Raw genomic sequence first — 22,581 nt, 5'->3', positions numbered from 1 at the left:
ATGTATGTCGCAGTCAAAGGCGGCGAACGCGCCATCGAGAATGCCCATCGCCTGCTCGCGCATAAGCGGCGCGGCGATCAAGGCGTTGCAGAAGTCACGCTCGACCAGATCTCGGAGCAGCTTGGGCTTGCCGTCGACCGTGTCATGAGCGAAGGCTCGCTCTATGACCGCGAGCTTGCGGCGCTCGCGATCAAGCAGGCGCGCGGCGATCTGATCGAGGCGATCTTCCTGGTCCGCGCCTTCCGCGCCACCCTGCCGCGCTTCGGCGCCAGCGAGCCGGTCGACACCGGCGCCATGCGGGTGCAGCGGCGAGTGTCCGCGACCTTCAAGGACATTCCCGGTGGCCAGATCCTCGGCCCCACCTTCGACTACACCCACCGCCTGCTCGATCCCTCGCTTAGCCAGGGTTTTGTGCCGGAGGCCCCGGCGGCGGCCGAAGCCTCCACCGCGCCGACGCCGCGCGTCACCGACATTCTCGGCCGCGACGGGCTGATCGAATCATCGCCAGAGGCCGAGGACGGCGCCAGCGTCGGCGATCTCACCCGCGAGCCGCTGAACTTCCCGGCCGACCGCGACCTGCGCCTGCAAAATCTGGCGCGCGGTGACGAAGGCTTTCTCCTCGCGATGGGCTATTCCACCCAGCGCGGCTATGGCCGCAACCATCCCTTTGTCGGCGAGATCCGCCTCGGCGAGGTCGAGGTCGAATTCCTCGCGGAAGACGCCGGCTTTGCCGTGCCGCTCGGCGCCATCGCGCTCACCGAGTGTCAGATGGTCAACCAGTTCAAGGGATCGGCGACGGAAGCGCCGTGCTTCACCCGCGGCTACGGCCTCGCCTTCGGCCAGAGCGAGCGCAAGACCATGTCGATGGCGCTGGTCGACCGCGCATTGCGCGCCCGTGAGCTCGGCGAGGAGGCCTTGGCCCCGGCGCAGGACGAAGAGTTCGTGATGTCGCATTCGGACAACGTCCAGGCGACCGGCTTCGTCGAGCATCTGAAGCTGCCGCATTATGTCGACTTCCAGTCCGAGCTTGGTCTCTTGCGCAAGCTGCGTCAGGAGTTCGCCGATGCCAATACGCCCGATGAAATGAAGGAGGCCGCGGAATGAACGCGCCCGCCTACAACTTCGCCTATCTCGACGAGCAGACCAAGCGCATGATCCGCCGCGCGATCCTCAAGGCGATCGCGATCCCCGGCTATCAGGTGCCGTTCGCCAGTCGCGAGATGCCGATGCCCTATGGCTGGGGCACCGGCGGCGTACAGGTCACCGCCGCGATCCTCGGCCCGCAGGACGTGCTGAAGGTGATCGACCAGGGCTCCGACGACACTACCAATGCGATCTCGATCCGAAAGTTCTTCGCCAAGACCGCCGGCGTCGCCACGACGACGGCGACGGACGAGGCAACCGTGATCCAGACCCGTCACCGCATCCCGGAGACGGCGCTGAACGAGAACCAGGTGCTGGTCTATCAGGTGCCGATCCCCGAGCCGCTGCGCTTCCTCGAGCCGCGCGAGACCGAGACGCGGCGCATGCATGCGCTGGCCGAATACGGCCTGATGCATGTAAAACTCTATGAGGACATCGCCCGCTTCGGCCACATCGCGACCGCCTACGCCTATCCGGTGAAGGTCAATGCCCGCTACGTGATGGACCCGTCGCCGACGCCGAAATTCGACAATCCCAAGATGGACAATTGCCCGGCGCTGCAATTGTTCGGCGCCGGCCGCGAGAAGCGCATCTATGCGATCCCGCCCTACACCCAGGTGGTCTCGCTCGATTTCGAGGATCATCCGTTCGAGCCCTACCGCTTCAACGCGCCCTGCGCGCTCTGTGGTGCGGAGAATTCGTACCTCGACGAGATCGTGACCGACGATAAGGGCGGCCGCATGTTCGTGTGCTCGGACACCGATTATTGCGAGGGCCGCCAGGCCGCCGGCCATCACGGCAGCCTCAGTGCCGCGCCGTACAAGGACAAGGCGCAGGAGGCCGCGAATGGCTGATCAGGATGTGATTGACAACGACGAGCCGCTGCTGGTCGCAAAATCCCTCAGCAAGTCGTTCGGCCGCATTAATGCCTGCCGCGACGTCTCGTTCTCGCTCTATCCCGGCGAGGTGCTGGCGATCGTCGGCGAATCCGGTTCCGGCAAATCGACGCTGCTGCAATTGCTGTCGGGCCAGCTTGCGCCGAGCGCGGGGCACGTGTCGTACCGGATGCGCGACGGCGTGACCCGCGATCTCGCCACGCTGGGCGAAGCCGAACGGCGCTTCCTGTTCCGCACCGATTGGGGTTTCGTGCACCAGGATCCCGCGCAGGGCTTGCGCATGGCGGTCTCGGCCGGCGCCAATGTCGGCGAGCGGCTGATGGCCGTGGGCTGGAATCACTACGGCCGCATCCGTGAGACCGCGTCGGACTGGCTCACCCGCGTCGAGATCGATGTCGCGCGCATTGACGATGCGCCGCGCACCTATTCCGGCGGCATGCGCCAGCGGCTCCAGATCGCCCGCAACCTCGTTACCGAGCCGCGGCTGGTGTTCATGGACGAGCCGACCGGCGGCCTCGACGTCTCCGTGCAGGCGCGCTTGCTCGACCTCCTGCGCAGCCTCGTCGCCGAGCTGCACCTCGCCGTCATCATCGTCACTCACGATCTCGCGGTCGCACGCCTGTTGTCGCACCGCGTGATGGTGATGAAAGGCGGTCGCGTCATCGAGACCGGCCTTACCGACCAGGTGCTCGACGATCCCCGCGAGCCCTATACCCAGCTCCTCGTCTCCTCGATTCTACCGCCATGAGCCCTCCGATGACCGCCATGATCGACATCGTCGATGCGCAAAAGACCTTCACGATGCACTTGCAAGGCGGCGTCGAATTGCCCGTCGTCAGCGGCGTGAGCTTCCACGTCAATCCGGGCGAATGCGTCGTTCTGTCGGGCCCGTCAGGCGCCGGCAAATCGTCGATCCTGAAAATGATCTTCGGCAATTACCGTTGCGACAGCGGCCGCATCGGCATCCGCCATCGCGGCACGGTAATCGACCTCGCCACGGCCGAACCGCGGCAGGTCCTCAACATCCGCCGCTCCACCATCGGCTATGTCAGCCAGTTCCTGCGCGCAGTGCCGCGGGTCGCGACCATCGACGTCGTCGCCGAGCCGCTGGTCGTGAACGGTATGAGCCGGACCGATGCACAAGCGCGCGCCGGGGAGCTGCTGCATCGTCTCAACATCCCCGAGCGTCTCTGGCAGCTTCCGCCCGCGACCTTCTCCGGCGGCGAGCAGCAGCGCGTCAACATCGCGCGCGGCTTCATCTCGGACCTTCCGATCCTGCTGCTGGACGAGCCGACCGCCTCGCTCGATGCTGCCAATCGCGCTGTGGTGGTCGAGCTGGTCGCCGAAAAGAAGCGCCAGGGCGTCGCCATGGTGGCCATTGTCCATGACGACGAAATCCGCCATCTGATTGCCGACCGCATCGTCGACGTCACCAGCTTTGCCGCCGCGGCCTGAAGGACATGGAAATGAAGCCGAAGGACACAGTGATCGCCAACGCCAGGATCGTGCTGGCTGACCGGGTGATCGAGCAGGGCTGGCTCGCTCTCGCCGATGGACGCATCGCGGAGATCGGCGATGGGACTGCACCCGGCGGCGCAGAGGATGCCGGCGGCGACTTGATCATGCCCGGCCTGATCGAGCTTCACACCGACCATCTCGAAGCGCATTACGTGCCGCGGCCAAAAGTGTTCTGGAATCCGGTCGCCGCCGTCATCTCCTATGACGGCCAGCTCGCGACCTCAGGCATCACCACCGTGTTCGATTCGCTCCGGGTCTGGCGCGAGGACGGTGCCGAGGAGGTCGACGGCCGCGCCGGCGTGCTCGCCGCCGCGATCACCACCGCGCGCGAGGCCAGCCTGCTGCGCGCCGACCATTTCCTGCACCTGCGCTGCGAAATCCCGATGCCGAGCGTGGTCGAGGAGGCCAAGGAGCTGATCGACCGTCCCGACGTCAAGCTGATGTCGCTGATGGATCACACGCCCGGCCAGCGCCAGTTCCGGGATGAGGTGAAGCTGCGCGACTATTATCGCGGCAAGGGCGGCGGCAAGACCGATGCGGAACTCGACGAGCTGTTCGCAAAGCGCTTCGAATATCAGAGGCTCTATGCAGCGGCCAACATGCGCGAGATCGTCGCGCTGGCGCATCAGTACAAGATCCCGCTGGCGAGCCACGACGACACCACCGAGGAGAACGTTGCGGACGCCGTGCGCGACCGCGTGTCGGTCGCGGAATTCCCGACCACGCTGGAGGCTGCGCGCGGCCTGCACGAGGCCGGCATCGACATTCTCATGGGCGCGCCGAACGTCGTGCGAGGCGGCTCGCACTCCGGCAACATCGCCGCGGTCGATCTCGCCCGCGAAGGCCTGCTCGATATCCTCTCGTCGGATTACATCCCGTCGAGCCTTTTGATGGCCGCGCTGCAATTGCCCGAGCATGTGCCCGCGATCAGCCTGCCGGCAGCGGTTCGCACCGTGACCAAGGCGCCGGCCGAGGCGGTCGGCCTCACCGACCGCGGCGAGGTCGCGACCGGCAAGCGCGCCGACCTGATCCGCGTGCATGTCGCAGGCCACGTTCCGGTCGTCCGCAGCGTCTGGCGCGAAGGAATCCGCGTCGCATGAGCGAAATGGTGACCACGGCCGAGGGCGAGGCGGGTGCGATCGGTCCCGGCCGGCTCGTGCTCGTGGTCGGTCCCAGCGGCGCCGGCAAGGACACGCTGTTGCGGCTGGCGCAAGCGGCTTGCGCCGATGATCACGACATCGTCTTTCCGCGCCGTATCGTGACGCGAGAGTCCTCCGCGGCGGAGGACAATATTGCCGTCAGCCCTGATGAGTTCCGTCACGCGCGCGATCACGGCGACTTCGCCGTGCACTGGGAGGCGCACGGACACGCCTATGCGCTGCCGCTCGAAATCAACGTCGACATCCACGCAGGCCGCGCGGTCGTCGTCAACGTCTCACGCACCGTGATCGCCGCGTTGCGCCGGGCCTATGCCAATGTCGTGGTGGTCGCGATCACGGCGCCGCCGGACGTATTGGCGCAGCGGCTTGCCGCGCGCGCAAGGCACAGCGACGGCAATATCTCGGAGCGGCTGTCGCGCAGCGTCGATGACACCTCGGCGCAGGCCGATGTCACTATCCTCAATGCCGGCAGCGCGGACTATCACAGCCGCCAGCTCGTTCGCGTGATCAGGAATGAAGGCTGGCAGGAGTAGTTGCCGGCAAATATGGAGAGTGGAATGTCGGTGATCGAAACGGTCGAACAATTAGAGGCCATCTACGGCGCCACCAATGACGCCTCGACCGTGAAAGTCGCCGACCATGTCACGCCGCTCTATCGCATCTTCATTGAGAAGGCGCCGTTTGCCGCGCTGGCGACCATCGGGCCCGAAGGCATCGACTGCTCGCCGCGCGGTGACCTGCCCGGCTTCGTCCGCATTCACGACCCCAAGACGCTGATGCTGCCGGACCGTCGCGGCAACAACCGGGTCGATTCGCTGCGCAACATCGTGCGCGACCCGCGCGTGTCGCTGATGTTCCTGATCCCCGGCTCCGGCAATGCGGTTCGTGCCAACGGCTGCGCGCATCTGTCGATCGATCCGGAGCTGCTGGCCTCGTTCAAGGTCGAGGGCAAGGCGCCGCGCAGCGTCATGGTGATGAACGTGGAGGAGATCTACTTCCAGTGCGCCCGCGCCATCGTCCGCTCCGACCTCTGGAACCCCGACAAGCGCGTCGATCCCAAGACGCTGCCGACGCCCGGCCAGATCCTCGCAGAAATGAGCGAGAACAAGGTCGGCGGTGCGGAGTACGACCGCATCTGGCCCGAGCGCGCGGCCGCAACGATGTGGTGAGCCCGGCTCTCTCGTCTCCCTCTCCCCGTTCTTACGGGGAGAGGGCGGGGTGAGGGTGGCTCTCTCCGCACGTGAGATCGCAGTGAGACCTGTACCCCCTCACCCGGATTGCATCTTCGATGCAATCCGACCTCTCCCCGCAAGCGGGGAGAGGTGAAGCAAGCCCGCCGCTTCGCTTCAATTAAACGCCATCCCGCCGCTCAGCGCGACCGTCTGTCCGGTCATGTACGCATTGCCGACCAGCAGCATCACCGCTTTCGCCACCTCGTCCGCCGTGCCGAAGCGGCCGAGCGGGATGCGGCTGACGAGCTGGGGCTGTCCGCTCATCATGTCGGTCTCGATCAGCGACGGCGCCACCGCATTGACGGTAATGCCTTCCTTGACCAGCCGCGCTGCATAGCCTCGCGTCAGGCCTTCCATGCCGGCCTTGGATGCATTGTAGTGCGGACCGATCGAGCCGGCACCGCGCGCCGCGCCCGAGGAGATGTTGACGATGCGACCCCATTTCCGCGCGCGCATCGACGGCAGCACCGCCTGCGTGCACAGGAAAGCGGATTTCAGATTGACCAGTATGGTGCGGTCGAAATCGTCCTCGGTGAGATCGTCGATGCCGCGCGTGATGGCGATACCGGCATTGTTGACGAGGATGTCGATCGGCCCGAGCCCGGCCGTGACGCGTTCGATCATCGCAGCCACAGCCTCACGCTGCGAGACGTCGGCGGCGACCACGATGGCGCGGCCGCCCTGCTTGCCGATCTCGCCGGCCAGCTGCTCGGCCTGGCCGATTTTCTCGCGGCAGTTGATCGCCACCGCTGCGCCGGCTTCGGCCAACGCACGACAGACGGCCGCGCCAATTCCGCGCGAGCCGCCGGTCACGAGCGCCGTGCGCCCCTTCAGAGCATCCGCCATGCCTGGAACCTCCCAAATCGTCGGCCTTGTGGTGCATCGAGCGTATCACGCTTGCTGCTCGCGCGCGTTGAACTCATCGCGAGATGAATCCGTCTGTCCGTGCTTGCGGCGGGAGAAGCGCCCCAGCGCGCGCGCCGCAAATATGGATAGCCATTTCATTGACCAATCGCGCCAATCGCTCGATATTCGGAGCGTAGAGACTGCTCCTCGAGCCCAAGCCGCACCATGAGAACCGATCGCCAGCGCAAATCGAATGACATGCATGTGTGCATGACGCGGCGCTGTTTCTCGGCGGCAACGGGCGCCTGTTGTTGTTGCTGACCGTCTCCTAGCAGCACCTCACACCGAAAATCCCAAGACAGGAACGCCGAATTCCGGCGAACGAGCAGTCATGTCCCAGACCCAGTCGAACGCCTACATCATCGAGATCCACGACCGCGCCGCCGGCATCATCACGAGAGATGAGCGCGGCTTCCGCTTCTTCTCCTCCGAGCGCCTGTTCGACAGCCTTGAAGGCCGCCAATTCCGTTCGGCCCGCGAGGCCGAGCGCGCCGCCCGTGCCGTGTTCTCCGAGCGTAGCCGTCGCGCGAGCTCGCAACTTTTCGCCAACTGATCCCACCGAAAGGACCGCGTTATGATCAACCGACGACACATCCTGGCAACGGCGCTGTTGCTTGCGACGGCCCTGGCTGCACCCGCTCGCGCCGAGGACAAGCCGGCGGAAATCCGCATCGGCACGCAGAAGGGCGGCTTTTTCCCGGCGGTGCGTCAGCGCCAGACGCTCGAGAACGCCTTCAAGCCACTGGGCATCGAGATCAAGTGGGTCGATTTCCAGTTCGGTCCGCCGCTGCTGGAAGCCATCAATGTCGGCAGCGTCGATTTCGGCTATGTCGGCGACTCCCCGCCGATCTTCGCGCAAGCCGGCGGCGCCAAGATCCGCTATGTCGCCGCGGTCAAATCGGAAGGCAACACCCAGGCGATCATCGTGCCGAAGGATTCGCCGATTCACTCGCTTGGCGATCTCAAGGGCAAGCGCGTCGCCTTCGGCAAGGGATCGAGCGCGCACAATCTGCTCGTCGCTGCGCTCGAAAAGGCCGGCCTGTCCTGGTCCGACATCACGCCGGCGCCGCTCGCGCCGGCCGATGCGACCGCGGCCTTCGTGAAGGGATCGGTCGACGCCTGGTCGATCTGGGATCCATATCTCGCGCTCGCCGAATTGAAGGAGAACGCCCGCGTCATCGCCTTCGACAAGGACGTGCACAAGCCGAATGCCTTCTACATCGCCAACACGGATTTCGTTGATAAATATCCTTCGCTGGTCGCGAAGCTCAACACCACCTTCGCGTCCGAAGGCGTCTGGGCCAACGAACACCACGAGGACGTCGCCAAAGCGCAGGCAAACGCGACCGGCGTTGACATCGAGGCCGTCAGGCGTTTCGTGGATCGCTCCAACTTCCGCGTGGTGCCGCTCGACGCCGAGGTGGTCAGGAGCCAGCAGGCGGTCGCCGATCGTTTCGCGAAGCTCGGCCTGATCCCGAAGCCCGTCAACGTCTCCGACATGGTCTGGAAGTGGATGCCGGGCTCCTAAGGGAGCAGTTCGCGTGCGCCTCGTCCTTCGAGACGGCGCCGACGTGCCTCCTCAGAGTTTGTGAATCTTTTGGATTTTCGTCGTTTTTGCGAGTGCTAAGTCATTGATTTGACTCGCATCGAAAAATCGCAAAATCGATAGATTCACAGGCTCTCAGGATGAGGCTAAGCCACACCGGCGCCGTTCATCTTCCGCCCTCATCCTGAGGAGCCCGCCCAAGCGGGCGTCTCGAAGGATGGACCGCAGGCGAGCTGCTCTTCGCATCCGAATCTCAGGCTGAACCGGCGCGACTGATCAGCGCCTGCGGCGCGCCCTGGTGCGCGCCGCCTTCTTTGCGGCGGCGGAGCGGACCTTGGCGCCCTTGGTGTGGCTTGCTTTCCGCGCGGCGGCGGAGCGGGACGCTGCGGTTCGGCGGCTTGCGGCACGCTTGGCCTGTTTCGACAGCGCGCCGCGCGATGCGGTCGAGCGCGGCTCCTTCTTCAACACGCCCTCGACGGCGCGCGACACGCGCGGGCGGCGTTTCGCGGTGCGCTTGCCCTGGCCGACCTCATAGGCATATTTGGCGCTGCGGCGCGTTGCCTTCTTGGTGCGCCCTTTGCGCGGCGGCGGCAGATCGACGCCGGCGCGACGCGCCTCGGACAGGCCGATCGCGATGGCCTGCTTGGTCGAGCGCGCGCCATGCTTGCCCTTCCTGATCTTGTCGATCTCGTCCTTGACGAATTCGCCGGCCTGCGTGCTGGCCGACTTGCCGGCACGCTTGTCCTGCCTGGCTTTGCGGATGACTTCCTGTCTTGGCATGGTCGAGTTCCCCTTCTGATTCAGAGGGATGTCTGACCGCAACGCGCAAAACAGAAGATCGATCCGCTTAGTTCCTCAGCGCCGCCAGCAACTCGTCCGGCCGCTCGGCCATGATCATGTGGCCGGCGCCGGGCACCACGACGGTCTTCGCATGCGGGATCGCGGCCGCGAGCGCCTTGCCCGCCTTGGCCGGTGTCATCATGTCCCGCTCGCCCAGAATGAGCGTCGTCGGCACCTTCACACTCGCGGCAGCGGTCAGCGCATTCGCGTAGGCATTGCAGGCCGACAGATCCTTGAAGAGGACCCCCGGCTCGCAAGCCCTCAGCACCGCCTGCGCACCGCCATGCATCCACAGGCCCGGCGCCAGGCTGCCGCCGAGCTCGGCGTTGAAGCCGAGGCCCCAGATCGAGACCATGTCGTTGGCATCCTGTGAATTGGCCTCGGCCGCCTTTAGGAGATCCGGGCCGACCGACATGGTCGCGGCGGTGCCGATCAGGCTCAGCGCGGAGACCTTGTCCGGATGCCGCGCGGCGGTCTCCAGCGAGATCAGCGATCCCATGGAGTGACCGATCAGATGCGCCTTCGCAGCTCCCGCCGCATCGAGCAGCGCCGCCGTCCAGTCAGCCATCTCCGCGATGGTCGAGAGCGACGGCCCGGCCGAGCGGCCGTGGCCGGGCAGGTCGGGCGCGAGAACGGAAAAACCATGATGGGCGAACCAGCGCGTGTGCAGCGCCCAGGTCGAATGGTCGAAGCCGGCGCCGTGGATGAAGACCACGGTAGGCAGGGACTTGTCGAAGTCGCGGCCGCCGGTTGCGACAAACACATCGGTGCCGTTGACGGAAAGCTTCATGGTGTCAGGCCTTTTGCGAGATGCGCAGCGCTTGGTTGAGGTCGTCGATGATGTCGCTTGCGGTCTCGATGCCGACCGAGAGCCGCACCAGCTCCTCGCCGACGCCGGCCGCCTTGAGCTGCTCGGTGTCCATCTGCTGATGCGTGGTCGAGGCGGGGTGGATCACCAGCGTCTTGGCATCGCCGACATTGGCGAGATGGCTGATCATGCGCAGGGATTCGATGAACTTGCGCCCCGCGGGCCGCCCGCCCTTGATGCCGAAGGAGACGATCGAGCCGGCGCCGCGCGGCAGCAGCGTCTTGGCGAGCTGATAGTCGGGATGGTTCTCCAGTGACGGGTGCAGCACCCAGTCGACAGCCTTGTTCGACTTCAGCGCCTCCAGCACCAGATGCGTATTCTGCATGTGGCGGTCCATGCGCACGCCCAGCGTCTCGACGCCCTGCAGCAGCTGGAATGCGTTGGTCGGCGACAGGCAGGCGCCGAAATCGCGCAGGCCCTCGGTGCGCGCCCGCATGATGAAGGCGGCGGTTCCGAACTGCTCGTCGAAGACGATGCCGTGATAGCCGCCATAGGGCTCGGTCAGCACGCCGAACTTGCCCGATGCGCGCCAGTTGAAGCGGCCGCCGTCGACGATGGCGCCGCCGATCGCGATGCCGTGGCCGCCGATCCATTTGGTCGCAGAATGCATGACGATGTCGGCGCCGAGCTCGATGGGGCGGCTGAGATAGGGCGTGGCAAAGGTGTTGTCGATCAGCAGCGGAATCTTGGCCTCATGCGCGATCGCCGCAACCTTGGGGATGTCGAGCACCTCGAGGCCAGGGTTGCCGATGGTCTCGCCGATCACGAGCTTCGTGTTCGGCTTGATCGCCGCGCGGAATGCGTCGAGATCGCGTGGTTTCACAAACGTCGTGGTGATGCCGAAGCGCGGCAGCGTGTGCGCCAGGAGGTTGATGGTGCCGCCATAGAGCGAGCTCGACGCCACGATGTGGTCGCCGGCATTGAGCAGCGTGGCGATGGCGAGGTGCATCGCCGCCTGGCCGCTCGCGGTGCAGATCGCGCCGACGCCGCCCTCGAGCGCAGCAAGCCGCTCCTCCAGCACGCCGGTAGTCGGGTTGGAGATGCGGGTATAGATGTGGCCGGCGCGCTCCAGGTTGAACAGCTCCGCGGCGTGGTCGGAATCCTGGAACACGTAGGACGTGGTCTGGTAGATCGGCACCGCCCGGGCCCCGGTCACGGGATCCGGATGCTGGCCCGCATGCAGGCTCAGGGTCTCGAAGGCAGGCGGTTTTGGCGCGGGCATGCGTGGCCTCGTTGGTCGGTCGGTGATGGCGGCCGTTGTGCCATAAAATGGAGCGGCACGTCAGCCCATTGACAGCGCGGCGCGGCGACGTGCAGCGCGAAGTGTGACGTGAGCCGTGGCCGCATCGGCGGTGCGCTCCCTCGCCCCGTTCTTATGGAGGCGCGACGAGCTTCGCTCGCGCTGAGAGGGTTGGGGTGAGGGGCTCTCTCTCCGCAGAGACAGTGACAGCGAGTTTGCGGAGACCCCCCTCACCCGGAATTCAAGCTTCGCTCGAATTCCGGCCTCTCCCCGCAGGCGGGGGAGAGGCGAAGAAGCGCCGTCCGTGCGTCAACCCTTACCCCCGATCGCCTGCTCGATGCTGCGCGCCTCCCGCAGCAGGATCTCCGCGACCTCCTGCTCGCGGCGGGGGCCGAGCCTCGTGCGAACGGCGGAGACGGTCATCGCCGCGGCGGGCTGCCCGTCCGGAGTCTTGATCCAGGTCGAGATCGATTTCGTCCCCTGCACCAGGCCGATCTCTCTCATGCCGTATCCCAGCCGTCGCGCAGCGGTGACCTCGCCGAGCACCGTCGCGACGTCGGTCCGGTAAGCCCCGAACCTCTTCTCGTTCGCCGCGATGATCTTTCGCGCCTCCTGCGCCGGCATCGCGGCGAGGATGGCGACGCCGGCGCTGGAGACGCCGAGCGGCCGGCGTGCGCCGACCTCGATCGACAGCACCTGGATCGGATAGACGCCGATGCGGCGATCGACGCACAGCGTGTCGTTGCCGGTGCGCACCGTCAGGAACAGCGTGTCCCCGATCTCGGCAGACGCGCGCTGCAACGACGGATTCGCCGCGACCAGCAGGCGCGACGGCCGCGGCCGCGCCAGCGCCAGCTCCGGCACCTGGTTGCCGATCGCGTAACGGCCGCTCTTGCCATGTCGCTCGACGATGCCTTCCTCGATCAGCACGTGGATGATGCGATGCACGGTCGGGCGGGTGAGGCCCGTCGCCCGGATCACCTCGGCCAATGGCACACCGTCTTCGCGGCCTGCGGCAAGGATGCGCAGCACTGCGAGCGCGCGCCGGATCGCCTGCGCGCCCTGCCGCGGTTCCACGGCGCTGCGAGCGGACTTCGCTGAACGTCTCTTGTCCATAATATGGACAAGAACGCCACAATTCACTCGACAGGGCAAGCGCGCATCTGGAGATTGCGCTCCGATCGGAATGCCTTGTGAGCTGTCTTGCGCGACGCCAGGGCATTCGACGTGAGTTGGAAGCGCCGCCGGGAGGTTAACATGAGATTAATCTGGATTGCCATAGCTGCCGTCACTGCGATGCTGGCCGCGCCGGCCTCTAGCCAGCAATGGCCGGCGCGCAACGTCAAGCTGATCGTGCCCTATCCCGCCGGCGGCAATGTCGACAGCGCCGCGCGCATCATCGCCGACAAGCTCCAGGAAAAGCTCGGCCAGCCCTTCGTCATCGAGAACAAGGCCGGTGCCGGCGGCATGATCGCGGGTGAAGCCTTCGCGAAGTCGGCGCCCGACGGCTACACGCTGTTCGTCGGCGCCAACGGCCCGGTGCTGTTCGCGACCGAGATCAACAAGCGCGACGCCTATAACTGGAAGAAGGATTTTCTCCCCATTTCGACGATCTCGATGACGCCGCTGGTGCTCGAGGTTCATCCCTCGGTGCAGGCGACGACGTTCAAGGAGTTTCTCGATCTCGCCAAGCGCGAGCCCGGCAAGCTGACCATGGCTTCGCCCGGCCCCGGCACCACCAATCATCTGCTCAGCGAGCTGATGCAGTCCAGCCTCGAGCTGCAATGGGTCACCGCGCATTACCGCGGCAACGCGCCGGCCATCAACGATCTCTTGGGCGGCCAGGTGCAATTCGCGTTCGACCAGCTCACGGTCAGCCTCCAGCACATCAAGGCGGGGCTGTTCCGCGCGCTCGCCGTCACCTCACCGCATCGCTTGAAGTCGCTGCCCGACGTGCCGACCTTCGCCGAGCTCGGCTACAAGGACTTCGACGGCCAGACCTTTACCGGCCTGTTCGCGCCCGCAGGCACCCCGGCGCCTGTTATCGAGAAGCTGCACGAGACGCTGGTTGCGATCCTGAAAGACCCCGCCGTGATCGACAAGTTCGAGAAGCTCGGCGGCGAAGCCACCCCAATGTCGCCAGACGAGTTCAAGGCCTATCTCGAGCGCGAGGACGCCAAGTGGATTCCGGTGGTGCGCAAGGCCAATATCAGGGCGGACTGATCGATGCGGATCGACCCCACCGAGCTCGGCGCCGAGCGCATCTACCGGCTGATGACCGGCATCGTGGTGCCGCGCCCGATCGCGTGGGTCACGAGCCTTTCAGCTAAGGGCGTGCTCAATCTCGCCCCGTTCAGCGCCTTCACCTTCGTCTCGCAGAAGCCGCCGATGCTGGCCATCAGCGTCGGCCGCAAGGGCGCCGATTACAAGGACACCGCGCACAACATCCTCGATACCGAGGAATATGTCATCCACATCGCCGACACGCCGCTAATGTCTGCGGTGCACGACAGCTCGGTCGAGCATCCGCCCGAGATCAGCGAGGTCGAGCATCTCGGGCTGGAGACGCTGCCCTGCGAGCGCATCAAGGTGCCGCGGCTGGCCGCCGCGCCGGTCGCGATGGAGTGCCGTTTCCGGCAGTGCCTCGAATTCGGCGATGCCAAGAGCCGGCTCATCGTCGGCGAGGTCGTCATGTTCCATTTGCGCGACGGTCTCGTGAACGACGGCAAGGTCGAGACCAAGGCACTCGACCCGATCGCGCGCATCGGCGGCCCGCGCTACGCCCGCCTCGGCGAGATCGTGACGCTCAATACCGTCTTCCAGACTCCCAAATCGAAGGACTGAGTGCGCGGGCCTGTCTCGGGCCCAGCTGCCTCAAGATCATTGGAGGAATACAATGCGACTCCTGAGCTATCTCCTGGACGGCGAGCCGCGCTACGGCGCGCTCGTTGAAGGCGGCGTGGTCGATCTGACCAAGCGCATCGGCCGCGACTTCTCGGATGTGAAGGCGCTGATCGCGGCGAATGCGCTCGCCGACGCGCAGGAAGCAGCCGCAGGGCAGAAGCCCGACTATGCGCTGGACAAGCTCGTCCCGTTGCCGCCGGTGCTGGCGCCGGAAAAGCTCTGGTGCATCGGCGTCAACTACGCCGAGCGCAATGCCGAATATAAAGACAATTCGGACCTGCCCAAATATCCCAGCCTGTTCGTCCGCAGCATGTCCTCGATGACCGGCTCCGGCCAGCCGCTGGAGAAGCCCAAGGTTTCGGACCAGCTCGACTATGAAGGCGAACTCGTCATCGTGATCGGGCAGGGCGGCCGTCATATCCCGCGCGACAAGGCGTGGTCGCACATCTTCGGCATGACGCTGTGTAACGAGGGCACCGTCCGCGACTGGCTGCGCCACGGCAAGTTCAACGTCACGCAAGGCAAGAATTTCGACCGTTCCGGCAGCATCGGCCCGTGGATCGTCACCTCGGACGAGCTCGATCCGCGCGGGCCGCACGACATCATCACGCGCGTCAACGGCGAGGTGCGGCAGCAGGACACGACCGAGCGGCTGATGTTCCCGTTCGACTTCCTGATCTCTTATCTCTCGACCTTCGCGACCCTGAAGCCCGGCGACATGATCGTGACGGGCACGCCGACCGGAGCGGGCGCCCGCTTCGACCCGCCGCGCTGGCTCAAGGTCGGCGACGTCGTCGAGGTCGAGTCGAGCCGCATCGGCGTGCTGCGCAACACCGTGGTCGCGGAGAGCTAAGTCATGCTGGACACTGCCACGATCGAACGCCTCGCCGCGCGCCTCGATGAAGCCGAGCGCACCAAGGCGCTGATCCCGATGTTCTCGAAAGAGTATCCGGATTTCAGCATCGAGGATGCCTACGCCATCCAGCGCGCCTGGACCAGGCTTCAGCTCGGCCGCGGCCGCGTCATCAAGGGCCACAAGATCGGCCTGACCTCGAAGGCGATGCAGAACGCGGTCGGCATCAACGAGCCCGATTATGGCGTGCTGTTCGCCGACATGTTCTATGCCGACGCCACACCTGTTCCGTTCGACCGCTTCCACGCGCCGCGCATCGAGGTCGAGCTCGCCTTCGTGCTGAAGGCGCCGCTGCGCGGGCCCGATTGCACCATCTTCGACGTGCTCAACGCCACCGACTACGTCACGCCCGCGCTGGAAATCCTGGAGACGCGCATGCATCGCGTCGATCCGGAGACGGGCAAGACGCGGAAGGTCATGGACACGATCTCGGACAACGCCGCCAATGCCGCGCTGGTGCTCGGCGGCCGGCCGATCCGCCCGATGGATGCGGATCTGCGCTGGATTGGCGCGCTGTTGTTCCGCAACGGCGAGGTCGAGGAGACCGGGCTTGCCGCCGGCGTGCTCAATCATCCCGCCAACGGCATCGCTTGGCTCGCCAACCGCCTTGCGCCGCATGAAGAACATCTCGCCGCAGGCGAGGTGGTGCTGGCGGGATCGTTCACGCGTCCCGTCGACATCCGCCGCGGCGACACGTTCCACGCCGACTACGGCGCCTTCGGCTCGGTGTCGTGCCAGTTCGTCTGAAGCAACAACAAGCAGGGAGCGCACCATGAGTGGTCAAAAGCGGCGCAAGAGCATCCACATCGGCGGCTTCAAGCACGTCAATCCGATTCCGAATGCCTGCCGCATCGGCAATCTCGTGATGTCCGGCGTCATCCTCGGCCGCGATCCCGCGACCAATGCGATGCCGGAGAGCCTCGATGCCCAATGCGCCAACGTGTTCGCGCATATGAAGGCGACGGTGGAGGCCGCCGGCGGCACCACCGACGACATCATCAAGATGACGGTGTGGCTGAAGGACCGCTCGCAGCGCGGGCCGGTCAACGTCGAGTGGCTGAAAATGTTTCCGGACGAGCATTCGCGGCCCGCGCGCCACGCGCTGCCGATGGACAACATGGATGGCGGCGCGCTGGTGCAGTGCGATTTCACCGCCGTGATCGACTGAGGGAGTTGTTGCGCATGCCGACCTATCTGCCGTTCGATCCCAATCCGCGCCGCCCGGTGAAGGCGCCGCCACTGAGGACCATCGACAGCCAGTTTCACGTGCTGGGTCCCGTCGAAAAATATCCGGAACGCCCCGGCGCCGCCTATCGGATGCCGACCGCAACCTGGGAAGCGGCACTGCGCATGCACAGGGCGCTCGGCATCGAGCGCGGCATCATCGTGCAGACCACGACCTATGGCGCCGACCATGCCGTCGTGCTCGACGGTCTTGCCGCCATGGGCCCGAACTATCGCGGCTGCGCCAATGCGCTGGTGTTCGCCGAGGCGGGCGATGCCTACCTCGCCAAGCTGCATGACGCCGGCGTGCGCGGCGCGCGGTTCAGCTTCCGCCAGGAGCTCGGCGCGGTGCTGTCGGACGCCGATTTCGCCCGCGCCATCGCCCGCATCCGCGAGCTCGGCTGGTACGTCAAGATCCAGCCGGAGAAGGACGGCATCATGTCGAGCGTGGCAAAGTATGAGAATCTCGACGTGCCCGTGCTGATCGACCACATGGCGCGTCCTGATCCCGAAGCCGGCAAGAACGATCCGAACCTGCGCAGGATGCTGGAGCTGCTCGAGAAGGGCAATTTCTGGGTCATGCTGTCGCTCGGCGAGAAGACCTCGAAGACGGGCGCTCCCTACGACGACGTGATTCCGATCGCGCGCGCCTATATCGAGGCGGCCCCCGACCGCTGCGTCTGGGCCAGCGACTGGCCGCACCCGGTCTCCGTCAAGCAGCCGCCGAACGATGCCGATCTGCTCGAGCTGATGTACCGCTACGCACCAGACCAGGCGGAGCTGGAGAAGATCCTGGTGCACAATCCGGCCAAGCTGTTCGGCTTTCCGGACTAAAGCATAGCGCGACCGATCAGGGCGAGATGATCCGATCGCGCATGGCGATCATCACGGCCTGCGTGCGGGTGGTCGCGCCGAGCTTCTTGCAGCAGCTCTTGACGTGCGCCTTCACGGTGCGCGCCGTGATCGCCAGGGCGTCCGCGATCTCCTCGGTGGAACGCCCGATCGCCGCCAGCGTCAGCACCTCGCACTCGCGCAGGGACAGCGCAAGCTTTCGTGGCTCGGGCTGGCCGCGCAGTGTCAGCGCCCGGTCGAAGGCATAAAGCGCCATGAGATGGAGAGCCGGCAAATCGCGCTCCGGCAGATCGATTTCGCGGCCGCCGAAGAACACATGACCGATGCGGTTCGCAGGTGAAGCGATCGGGACCATCACGCCGTCGACCAGCCCGAAGTCGCGGGCGCGCCGCACCAGTTCGACCGCGCGCGGCTCGCGGGTCGGATCGAACGGTGCTTCCCTGAACCATCGGAACGGGCGCAGCGTCGTCTTGCAGTAGCGCAGTGCCGGATCGTCCCAGACGAACTGCTCGGTGGAATACATATCCAGAAAGCCGGGCGGCAGCCGATGGGCGAGAACGGCCTCGCGCGTGGCTTCGTTCGAGAGCGGGGCGACATAGGCGCAACAGAACTGGTCGGGGCCGTACTGGCCGAGCATGCGTCCCATTGCGTCCAGGACACTCGCGGTGTCGGAAAGCTCTTGGACCGTCTCGATGAACTCGAATGCGCGGCTACGGATCACATCCACCGCCGATCCTCCGATCTGATCTTGAGGGATCGGCGCTACGCTACCCTTTCATGTCCCGAGTTTAGGACACCACCGCGAGGCCTGCAATCTCACGCATGTTCCAGCCGGAGCCGCGCGCCGGTGCCTGGCTGTCGCGGGGCCGGGCGCGTTCAGCCTGCATCCGCACTGGGTTCAGCGATCGGGCGACGCCGCCAGCCGGTCGCGCACCTCGGCCGCGATCTCGAATGAGCGCAGCCGTGCGGCGTGGTCGTAGATCTGCCCCGTCGTCATCAATTCGTCCGCGCCGGTCTCGGCGATGAGCGTCCTCAGCTTCTCTTCCACCACGTCAGACGAGCCGACCGCGGAGCACGACAGCGCTTGCGCAACGCCGGCCTTCTCCGCCGGCGACCACAGCGCATCCATGTCGCCAGTCGGCGGCGGCAGCGGCCCCGGCGTGCCGCGGCGCAAGTTGATGAACTGCTGCTGGAGCGAAGAGAACATCCGCCGTGCCTCCTCATCGCTATCAGCCGCGAACACGTTGACGCCGATCATCGCATAGGGCTTGCCGAGCTGCGCTGACGGCTCGAAGCGTGCGCGATATTCGCGCAGCGCCGGCATCATCATCTGCGGCGCGAAATGCGAGGCGAACGCGAACGGCAGCCCCAGCATCGCGGCCAGCTGCGCGCCAAAGGTGCTCGATCCCAGGATCCAGAGCGGCACCTTCGTTCCCAGGCCGGGCACGGCGCGGATCGCCTGGTTCGGCTGCACGTCGCCGAGCAGCGCCTGCAATTCCAGCACGTCATGCGGAAAATTCTCGGCAGCCGTGGCGAGATCGCGCCGCAGTGCCCGGGCCGTGAACTGGTCGGTGCCCGGCGCGCGGCCGAGCCCGAGATCGATCCGCCCGGGATAGAGCGATTCCAGCGTGCCGAACTGCTCGGCGATGACCAGCGGCGAATGGTTCGGCAGCATGATCCCACCCGAACCGACGCGGATCGTCCTGGTCCCGCCCGCGATATGCCCGATCACCACCGACGTCGCCGCGCTCGCGATGCCCGTCATGTTGTGATGCTCGGCCAGCCAGAACCGTTTGTAGCCCCACTTCTCAGCATGCTGGGCGAGATCGAGCGAGTTGCGAAACGCCTGCGACGCGTCGCCGCCCTGGCAGATGGGTGCGAGGTCGAGCACGGAGAAGGGGATCATGTGGGGAAACCTGACGTGAAAGGATCTGTGCGGTGATGCGCGTAGGGACATATGTAGTGTCGCGACGACACCGTCGCTCAAAGGTTCGAGCAGCCCGCGTCGCCGTTCACAACACTGTTATTGCGCCCCCTGGCGCCCTTCGTCGCAACTGGGCGTTTTGCGCCTGTTGCTGTAGCTTGCGGAAGCAATCGCGGGGTTGCCAGGAGGAACCGAGATGACCACGGTCGTATTCAACCGCCGAAGCCTGCTCGCCGCCGGCGGCTCCGTTCTCGCAACCGGGCTTTTGGCAACCGGGGTTTCCGGTCTGCTGCTGCCGGCCCGTGCGGCAGGCCTCGCGCCGACCGAGTCGATGTCGGGCGGGGCGAACAATTACCGCAAGGGCGCGGCGGTCGTGGAGCGGATCGGCAAGGGCGGCTTCTGGATGAGCGGCACCGTGCGCCGCGCCGGCGACGGGGCTCCGCTCGCCGGGCAGCGCATCCAGATCTGGGCGCACACGGTCGAAGGGCAGGAGCACGAGCCGCAGAGCCATGGCGCCACGCTCACCGACAAGGACGGCAAGTTCCGCCTCGAGATGCCGCAGATCATTCCCATCTTCGGCCAGCCGCATGGCCACCTCGCCTATGATAGCGGCGAATTCAAAACCGTCTTCCTGCGGCCGGTGATGCGGAGCGCAAAGGAAACCAGCCTCGAGGCGCACTTCGTGCTTCAGCCGGCTTGAGCCGAATTGCACATGAAGGGATGGCGACTGGCCCGGGTGATCCTGATCTGGGCTGCCCTTGCCTTGGCCATCGGCGCGCCGATGGCGATTGCTGCGGAGAGTGAGCTGCTTGCATGGCGCGGTCCGGTCTACATCCTTGCCGGATTTGCCGGAATTGTTGCCCTTGGTCTTGTGCTTGTTCAACCCCTGCTGATCGGCGGATACCTGCCGGGATTGTCGGCCTATCGCGGCCGGCGTGCCCATCACTGGACTGGCGGCGCGCTTGCTCTGGCGATCGTGATCCACGTCGCTGGCCTCTGGGTCACCAGTCCCCCTGATATGATCGACGCGCTGACCTACTCATCGCCGACGCCGTTCTCCCCCTTTGGCGTGACCGCGATGTGGGCCATCTTCGCTGTTGCGCTATTGGCTCCCTTGCGTCGGCGGCTGGGACTGCGGCCGCGAACCTGGCGCTACGTTCATATGCCGCTGGCGATCGTCATCGTCGCAGGCAGCGTGGTCCATTGCCTGCTGATCGAGGGGACGATGGAGACGATCTCGAAGGCGGCGCTGTGTGCGCTTGTCCTCGCGGCAACCGTGAAAGTCATGATTGACCTGCAGGTGTGGCGAAAGCGACGGACGTTGCGCGGGGAGAGCGTTGCGCGGCAGTAATCCGGGCGGACCAGGTCACATCCGAGACTTCCCCGATTCCATCCTTTGTGTGCAGAATGGCGCGCGCCAAGGATCGTACCAAGGATCGTACCAAGGATCGTCATCGGGCCGGGAGGATCTCGAAATGGCTGAGCAGACAATTCACTTCGACGACGGTGCTGCCTACGAGCAAATGATGGGAGTTTGGAGCCGGTCCGCTGGCGAGATATTCCTTGACTGGCTGGCACCTCCTGCCGGCTTGCGGTGGATCGACATCGGTTGCGGCAGCGGGGCCTTCACTGAGCTCCTGATCGAGCGCTGCAGCCCCGTCGAGGTCCAGGGCATTGACCCCTCGGCAGAGCAGCTTGCTTTTGCGCGCACGCGACCTGCGGCGCGCGTGGCAAAGTTTCGCCAAGGTGATGCCATGGCGCTCCCTTTCGCCGACGGCAGCTTCGATGCGGCTGTGATGGCGTTGGTTCTCGTGTTCGTTCCGGATCCCGCCAAGGGCGTCAGCGAGATGGTGCGGGTCGTTGTCCCCGGTGGTGCGGTCATGACGTACATGTGGGATATGTTGGGTGGCGGCTTTCCGCTTGATCCGATCTACGATGCGATAAAGGCAATGGGCCTTGCGGCGACCCGCCCACCACGGATGGACGCCTCTCGCATGGGAACATTGCGCGAGCTGTGGACCGGAGCAGGTCTCGAGGACGTGCAAACGCGAGAGATTGCGGTGCAACGGACTTTTTCAGGTTTCGATGACTTTTGGGCGACCAGTCTGAAGTCTCCTGCGCTTCGGCCTGCCGTTGCAGCGATGAAACCGGCAGACGTCGAGGCTCTCATCTCGCGGGTTCGCGCGCGCCTGCCGGCGGATGCCGATGGTCGCATCACCTGCAGTGCGCGCGCACACGCGATCAAGGGACGCCGGCCCAAATAGCTTGCGGCGCGGAGGATGGGTAGAGCACTTGCGAAACCCATCATGCCTCCGCGCAGAAAGCGCGATGGGTTTCTTGCCGCAGTCAGCGACGGGGCGTAACCTCACGCGATGACTGTCACGGTTCCCGATCTGAAAGCGTTTCTGCTCGCGACGCCGTTCTTCGGCGGTCTCCCGGATCCAAGCCTCGACCTCCTGATATCGATGCTGGTCGAGCGCCGCTTCGATGCCAACGCGACCGTCGTGGCGGAGGGCGAGCCGGGGCGCTCGATGTTCATCGTCAAATCCGGTCGGCTGGCGGTGAGCAAACGCACGAATGCGGGGCGCGTCATTCCCATTTCCCGTCTGAATCCCGGCGATTTCTTCGGTGAGATGACGCTGATCGAAATGCAAAACCGCTCCGCCACGGTCGTCGCGGAGAGTCCGACTGTGCTGTACGAGCTGACGGCCCAAAAGCTCTACGCCTGCTACAAGGCCGACATCCACGCCTATGTGATCGTCCTGCAGAACATCAATCGCGAGCTGTGCCGGCGGCTGCGCCGGGCCGATGATCGCTACGCGGCACTGCAGATCGATGGCGACAATTGATGGTGCGAGGCGATAGAGCAGTTACGAAACCCTCATGTTTCGTCACTGAGCAGCGCGTACGATGGGTAGAGCGCTTGCGAAACCCATCATGTTTTCATCTTCGAGCGAAGGATTTGATGGGTTTCGCTTCGCTCTACCCATCCTACGCTACTGTCGATGAATGACGACAATTGATGGTGGGTAGGGGATAGAGCAGTGGCGAAACCATCATGTTTTGCCATTGAGCAAAGGTCTCGATGGGTCTTGGCAATCACGACTTATCGTGCGCGTACTTCTCCAGGACCAGCCGATTATACTCATCTCTGACGGCTCTTCGGGAAATATGCCCCTTCCGGTCTTTGGCGATTTTCAGAAGATCAGGGTCGGTCGGTGCCTTCGATTTCCGCCGAAATCTCGCAAAGAGAGGGGTCGTCGGCTCCGACATCCTTCCAAACAGGCGGTCGAACCATCCCATTGTGTCCTCCCGGACAGGCCGCGAGCTGAAAGACTATCACCATCAAATAAGGGGTCAACGTGCAGTGCAACTGCATCTTTTCGGAAAGGCGCGCCAGCACAGTTTGCAATGG

26 protein-coding genes are annotated in these 22,581 nt (G+C 65.2%); 19 read left to right on the top strand and 7 right to left on the bottom strand.

The window, feature by feature from the left end; all coding sequences use genetic code 11:
• Genes ACVIIV_RS04570 through ACVIIV_RS04540 form a run of 7 tightly spaced genes read left to right on the top strand, consistent with a single transcriptional unit; the run spans position 1 to position 5,886 of the window.
• Complete coding sequence (locus ACVIIV_RS04570) at positions 1–1,104, top strand: carbon-phosphorus lyase complex subunit PhnI (protein WP_456743119.1); 1,104 nt, start codon at positions 1–3, stop codon at positions 1,102–1,104.
• On the top strand, positions 1,101–1,997 hold the full coding sequence (locus ACVIIV_RS04565; RefSeq protein WP_456743118.1) for an alpha-D-ribose 1-methylphosphonate 5-phosphate C-P-lyase PhnJ: 897 nt from the start codon (positions 1,101–1,103) through the stop codon (positions 1,995–1,997). The genes ACVIIV_RS04570 and ACVIIV_RS04565 overlap by 4 nt, the downstream gene beginning before the upstream one ends.
• Positions 1,990–2,787: a phosphonate C-P lyase system protein PhnK gene (gene phnK / locus ACVIIV_RS04560; protein ID WP_456743117.1), complete on the top strand. Its 798-nt coding sequence runs from the start codon at positions 1,990–1,992 to the stop codon at positions 2,785–2,787. The genes ACVIIV_RS04565 and phnK overlap by 8 nt, the downstream gene beginning before the upstream one ends.
• Before the next feature lie 8 nt (positions 2,788–2,795).
• Positions 2,796–3,494: a phosphonate C-P lyase system protein PhnL gene (gene phnL, locus ACVIIV_RS04555; protein WP_456743116.1), complete on the top strand. Its 699-nt coding sequence runs from the start codon at positions 2,796–2,798 to the stop codon at positions 3,492–3,494.
• A 5-nt stretch (positions 3,495–3,499) separates the two neighbouring features.
• On the top strand, positions 3,500–4,657 hold the full coding sequence (locus tag ACVIIV_RS04550; RefSeq protein ID WP_456743115.1) for an alpha-D-ribose 1-methylphosphonate 5-triphosphate diphosphatase: 1,158 nt from the start codon (positions 3,500–3,502) through the stop codon (positions 4,655–4,657).
• The gene (gene phnN, locus ACVIIV_RS04545) at positions 4,654–5,250 is read left to right on the top strand and encodes a phosphonate metabolism protein/1,5-bisphosphokinase (PRPP-forming) PhnN (RefSeq protein ID WP_456743114.1); all 597 of its coding nucleotides are present in this window, start codon (positions 4,654–4,656) and stop codon (positions 5,248–5,250) included. The genes ACVIIV_RS04550 and phnN overlap by 4 nt, the downstream gene beginning before the upstream one ends.
• A 24-nt stretch (positions 5,251–5,274) precedes the next feature.
• Entirely contained in the window at positions 5,275–5,886 is a 612-nt protein-coding gene (locus ACVIIV_RS04540; RefSeq protein WP_456743113.1) for a pyridoxamine 5'-phosphate oxidase family protein, read from the top strand.
• A 177-nt stretch (positions 5,887–6,063) separates the two neighbouring features.
• Here the strand turns inward: ACVIIV_RS04540 and ACVIIV_RS04535 are convergent, their stop codons facing one another.
• On the bottom strand, positions 6,064–6,795 hold the full coding sequence (locus tag ACVIIV_RS04535; protein ID WP_456743112.1) for an SDR family NAD(P)-dependent oxidoreductase: 732 nt from the start codon (positions 6,793–6,795) through the stop codon (positions 6,064–6,066).
• 391 nt (positions 6,796–7,186) lie between these two features.
• Between ACVIIV_RS04535 and ACVIIV_RS04530 the strand changes: the two genes are divergently transcribed.
• Positions 7,187–7,408: a hypothetical protein gene (locus ACVIIV_RS04530; protein WP_063693420.1), complete on the top strand. Its 222-nt coding sequence runs from the start codon at positions 7,187–7,189 to the stop codon at positions 7,406–7,408.
• 21 nt (positions 7,409–7,429) lie between these two features.
• A complete protein-coding gene (locus ACVIIV_RS04525; RefSeq protein WP_456743111.1) occupies positions 7,430–8,383 on the top strand; it encodes an aliphatic sulfonate ABC transporter substrate-binding protein in 954 nt (317 codons plus the stop codon).
• A 294-nt stretch (positions 8,384–8,677) separates the two neighbouring features.
• Here ACVIIV_RS04525 and ACVIIV_RS04520 read toward each other — a convergent pair whose 3' ends face one another.
• The 4 genes from ACVIIV_RS04520 to ACVIIV_RS04505 form a co-directional block, all read right to left on the bottom strand.
• A complete protein-coding gene (locus tag ACVIIV_RS04520; RefSeq protein WP_456743110.1) occupies positions 8,678–9,181 on the bottom strand; it encodes a DUF6496 domain-containing protein in 504 nt (167 codons plus the stop codon).
• 67 nt (positions 9,182–9,248) lie between these two features.
• Positions 9,249–10,031, bottom strand: a complete 783-nt coding sequence (locus ACVIIV_RS04515; RefSeq protein ID WP_456743109.1) for an alpha/beta fold hydrolase — start codon at positions 10,029–10,031, stop codon at positions 9,249–9,251.
• A 4-nt stretch (positions 10,032–10,035) separates the two neighbouring features.
• Positions 10,036–11,331 carry an O-acetylhomoserine aminocarboxypropyltransferase gene (locus tag ACVIIV_RS04510; protein ID WP_456743108.1) on the bottom strand — a complete coding sequence of 432 codons (1,296 nt, stop codon included), beginning with the start codon at positions 11,329–11,331 and terminating at the stop codon, positions 10,036–10,038.
• A gap of 327 nt (positions 11,332–11,658) precedes the next feature.
• Complete coding sequence (locus tag ACVIIV_RS04505; RefSeq protein WP_456743107.1) at positions 11,659–12,465, bottom strand: IclR family transcriptional regulator; 807 nt, start codon at positions 12,463–12,465, stop codon at positions 11,659–11,661.
• A 141-nt stretch (positions 12,466–12,606) separates the two neighbouring features.
• On the opposite strand from ACVIIV_RS04505, the gene ACVIIV_RS04500 reads away from it, so the two are divergent.
• Genes ACVIIV_RS04500 through ACVIIV_RS04475 form a run of 6 tightly spaced genes read left to right on the top strand, consistent with a single transcriptional unit; the run spans position 12,607 to position 17,224 of the window.
• Positions 12,607–13,572 carry a Bug family tripartite tricarboxylate transporter substrate binding protein gene (locus ACVIIV_RS04500; RefSeq protein ID WP_456743106.1) on the top strand — a complete coding sequence of 322 codons (966 nt, stop codon included), beginning with the start codon at positions 12,607–12,609 and terminating at the stop codon, positions 13,570–13,572.
• Between the two features lie 3 nt (positions 13,573–13,575).
• On the top strand, positions 13,576–14,193 hold the full coding sequence (locus ACVIIV_RS04495) for a flavin reductase family protein (protein ID WP_456743105.1): 618 nt from the start codon (positions 13,576–13,578) through the stop codon (positions 14,191–14,193).
• A gap of 52 nt (positions 14,194–14,245) precedes the next feature.
• Positions 14,246–15,106 (top strand): fumarylacetoacetate hydrolase family protein, encoded by an 861-nt coding sequence (locus ACVIIV_RS04490; RefSeq protein WP_456743104.1) that lies wholly within the window; start codon positions 14,246–14,248, stop codon positions 15,104–15,106.
• A gap of 3 nt (positions 15,107–15,109) precedes the next feature.
• Positions 15,110–15,913: a 2-oxo-hept-4-ene-1,7-dioate hydratase gene (gene hpaH / locus ACVIIV_RS04485; protein ID WP_456743103.1), complete on the top strand. Its 804-nt coding sequence runs from the start codon at positions 15,110–15,112 to the stop codon at positions 15,911–15,913.
• Between the two features lie 25 nt (positions 15,914–15,938).
• On the top strand, positions 15,939–16,334 hold the full coding sequence (locus tag ACVIIV_RS04480; protein ID WP_456743102.1) for a RidA family protein: 396 nt from the start codon (positions 15,939–15,941) through the stop codon (positions 16,332–16,334).
• Positions 16,335–16,348: 14 nt separating this feature from the next.
• On the top strand, positions 16,349–17,224 hold the full coding sequence (locus ACVIIV_RS04475; RefSeq protein WP_456743101.1) for an amidohydrolase family protein: 876 nt from the start codon (positions 16,349–16,351) through the stop codon (positions 17,222–17,224).
• A 16-nt stretch (positions 17,225–17,240) separates the two neighbouring features.
• On the opposite strand, the gene ACVIIV_RS04470 is transcribed toward ACVIIV_RS04475, so the two are convergent.
• A complete protein-coding gene (locus tag ACVIIV_RS04470; RefSeq protein WP_456743100.1) occupies positions 17,241–17,969 on the bottom strand; it encodes a helix-turn-helix transcriptional regulator in 729 nt (242 codons plus the stop codon).
• Positions 17,970–18,140: 171 nt separating this feature from the next.
• Positions 18,141–19,148 carry an LLM class flavin-dependent oxidoreductase gene (locus tag ACVIIV_RS04465; RefSeq protein WP_456743099.1) on the bottom strand — a complete coding sequence of 336 codons (1,008 nt, stop codon included), beginning with the start codon at positions 19,146–19,148 and terminating at the stop codon, positions 18,141–18,143.
• A 214-nt stretch (positions 19,149–19,362) separates the two neighbouring features.
• Between ACVIIV_RS04465 and ACVIIV_RS04460 the strand changes: the two genes are divergently transcribed.
• The 4 genes from ACVIIV_RS04460 to ACVIIV_RS04445 all read left to right on the top strand — a co-directional run bounded on the left by ACVIIV_RS04460 (position 19,363) and on the right by ACVIIV_RS04445 (position 22,015).
• Positions 19,363–19,866: a Twin-arginine translocation pathway signal gene (locus tag ACVIIV_RS04460; protein WP_456743098.1), complete on the top strand. Its 504-nt coding sequence runs from the start codon at positions 19,363–19,365 to the stop codon at positions 19,864–19,866.
• 12 nt (positions 19,867–19,878) lie between these two features.
• The gene (locus ACVIIV_RS04455) at positions 19,879–20,517 is read left to right on the top strand and encodes a ferric reductase-like transmembrane domain-containing protein (protein WP_456743097.1); all 639 of its coding nucleotides are present in this window, start codon (positions 19,879–19,881) and stop codon (positions 20,515–20,517) included.
• A gap of 124 nt (positions 20,518–20,641) precedes the next feature.
• Positions 20,642–21,430: a class I SAM-dependent methyltransferase gene (locus ACVIIV_RS04450; protein WP_456743096.1), complete on the top strand. Its 789-nt coding sequence runs from the start codon at positions 20,642–20,644 to the stop codon at positions 21,428–21,430.
• Between the two features lie 108 nt (positions 21,431–21,538).
• Positions 21,539–22,015 carry a Crp/Fnr family transcriptional regulator gene (locus ACVIIV_RS04445; protein ID WP_456743095.1) on the top strand — a complete coding sequence of 159 codons (477 nt, stop codon included), beginning with the start codon at positions 21,539–21,541 and terminating at the stop codon, positions 22,013–22,015.
• Positions 22,016–22,581 lie beyond the last annotated feature (566 nt).

It is taken from the genome of Bradyrhizobium sp. USDA 4354 (genome assembly GCF_054060315.1).
This window is presented reverse-complemented; position numbering and strand designations above follow the sequence as displayed.